Annotated in this window: 2 protein-coding genes; one reads left to right on the plus strand and one right to left on the minus strand. The window is 57.7% G+C overall.

Translation table 11 applies throughout. The annotated features are described in order from the left end of the window. Nucleotides 1–458 precede the first annotated feature (458 nt). Nucleotides 459–1418: an MBL fold metallo-hydrolase gene (locus WBB85_RS16860; protein ID WP_432639758.1), complete on the minus strand. Its 960-nt coding sequence runs from the start codon at nucleotides 1416–1418 to the stop codon at nucleotides 459–461. A 117-nt stretch (nucleotides 1419–1535) separates the two neighbouring features. Here WBB85_RS16860 and WBB85_RS16865 point away from each other — a divergent pair. Next, nucleotides 1536–1743: LysR family transcriptional regulator (locus tag WBB85_RS16865; RefSeq protein WP_432639759.1), on the plus strand; the 208-nt coding region annotated here is incomplete at its 3' end.

Genomic DNA, 1743 nt, shown 5'->3' on the forward strand with positions numbered 1-1743 from the left:
ATAGCGCCCCGTTCATAGAGACAATGGGCCTGACCACGGCCAGACCCTGAATTCCATCCGGGCGGAATAAGGGCAAAGCGGGGGCGCGTCAAGCGATTCATCCCAAGGTTTGGCGGCGCCAGGCGAAGTATCTACCGTAAACCTTCGGTCAGCACCTTGGCGCAACGTTAGCAAGGGCATCGCGCGTAGAGACCGCCAATATCGAAACGCTCATTGCCCTTGCGGATTCGGCAAAGCCGCCGTCCGAACATCGCGCGGCGAAGGGAGGTTGAGAGGCCAAGTTGACTGATGCTGTGGTGCGCACGAATGCCAGCAAAGGGTACGAACGAGCTTGCCGAGGTCGGTATTGACCGGGCGTGCCGAAGAATAAATTGGCGTCCCAAAAAATGTAACTGGACCAGCCGGATCTGAAACGCCCCGGGCGTCCGCCCGGGGCTGTGGATGGTGCGATCTCGATCTTACTTCAGATCATTGTAGGCTGCCGGAATGTTCAGCCCCGGATGAACCCAGCCAAAGAGGGCATAGCCGCCGAATTCAGGCATCTGGACCCTGGCGACGGTTTCGTCCAGGCTCAGCCCCTCGGCGATGGCCGCACCAACCTCTGCCTCGACGGTATTGAGGTAGTCGATATTCCACTGGATTGCGTCCATATCGGTCACCGGGCCGTGGCCGGGCACGACTTTCGTGTCTTGCGAAAAGGCGGCATGCACGGCTTTCAAAGTGTCGCGAGTTTCGACCAGATGGCCGTCAAGCAACCACGGCAGCGCGGGTTTCTCGGCCACGATCGCATTTCCCGTCCACAGGACATGGGCCGAAGGCACTGATACAAACAGGTCACCGCCCGTCTGGGCAAAGCCGTAATCCTTGATCTCGACCGAGATACCGCCGAGATTAACTGTCAAGGCACCGCCCTCGGCGACCAGGATGTCCGCGTCGGTGTGGACGACCTGTTCGATCCCGCGGCCTTCGCCGAAATTCTGGATCATGAACTGCTTGTCGGCCTCAAGATGCTCGCGGGTATAGGCGGCTGCGTTGGCGTGCTGGATCAGGTCGACCTCTTCGGGCACGTATTGGTTGCCATAGGAATGGTCGCCGTGAAAGCTGGTGTTGACCAGATACCGAACCGGCTTGTCGGTCTCTGCGGCGATCAAGTCAAAAAGTTGGTCCGCCAACCGCTCGTTCAACATCGATTCAACTACCAGAACCGCGTTGTTGCCGACGACGAAGCCCCCGGTAGTGGCGATCGGGTAACCGTTCGCGGCCATCTCTTCAGCGCCGGTCGGGATCACGGCATAGACCCCATCGGCTAGTTTCTGGCTTTCCAGCATGACCGTGTTGCCATCCCAGACGGGTTCCTGGGCAAGGGCCGAACCAGAAATTGCTGCGGCGGATATCAGTGTGGTGAGCAGGTTTTTCATGTCATTTCCTTTCGGTGGGAAGTGGTGGGGCCTGTCGGTGTCGAAAGGATTGTATATTTCTATGAAATGGAACAGATATAACAAGAAGTAATAATTGTTCTAAGAAAGAGAATAACCATGGGGCAGATGGAGGATCTGCGCGCCTTTGTTCTGATTGTGGACAACGAGAGCATAGGCAAGGCCGCCGAACTGGAAGGTATTGCCAAGTCCGCGATGAGCCGGAGGTTACGGCTGCTGGAAGAACGGCTGGGGACAGAATTGATCGCCCGCACGACCCGGCAATGGTCTCTGACCTCGGCAGGGAATCGTTACTACTCCCACGCAA

The sequence above is a fragment of the Albidovulum sp. genome, assembly GCF_049646345.1.
Taxonomy (GTDB): Bacteria; Pseudomonadota; Alphaproteobacteria; order Rhodobacterales; family Rhodobacteraceae; genus Albidovulum.

What these genes read in the sequence shown, in the direction of transcription:
- WBB85_RS16860 (WP_432639758.1), bottom strand. Translation starts at nt 1,418, where the DNA reads ATGAAAAACCTGCTCACCACACTGATATCCGCCGCAGCAATTTCTGGT.